Source organism: Loigolactobacillus rennini DSM 20253, from assembly GCF_001436505.1.
Classification (GTDB): Bacteria; Bacillota; Bacilli; order Lactobacillales; family Lactobacillaceae; genus Loigolactobacillus; species Loigolactobacillus rennini.
The window spans coordinates 22,042-22,419 of record NZ_AYYI01000106.1 but is presented as its reverse complement, the minus strand read 5'-3'; the positions used below and the strand labels follow the sequence as shown (position 1 = coordinate 22,419).

General features: G+C 40.5%; 1 protein-coding gene. It reads left to right on the top strand.

Annotation, left to right across the window (positions count from 1 at the left end; genetic code table 11):
* Nucleotides 1-222 (top strand): HK97 family phage prohead protease (locus FC24_RS11310; RefSeq protein ID WP_191980391.1); only part of this gene is annotated, 222 nt, incomplete at its 5' end.
* Nucleotides 223-378 lie beyond the last annotated feature (156 nt).

Below are 378 nucleotides of genomic sequence, written 5' to 3'. Positions count from 1 at the left end.
TCAGAGGATAAAAATGCTAAGACGTGGGCCCGCAACAATGGTGAATATGTGCAAACAGTTAATCAGATTGATGAGTTGCTGGAGATCAGTATTGTAACGATGCCAGCATACACCGGTACGAGCGTTGAAGTTGGCCAGCGATCGCAATCCTTAGCACGTTTTCAAGAGTTAGAAAAATTGAATATAGCTTTAGAGCTAGAAGCTCTGCGATTAAATTCGTAGAGCTTTTTTTATACCCAAATTTAAGGAGGGGTTGAGTTGAACAAATTTGATGAGCAGAAAAAAGCAATCAATGATTTGATTGCAAAAGCACAGGACGCCATCGATAAAGGCGACTTGGAAACTGCCAGAAGTTTAAAGGCAGATATTGATAAGCAG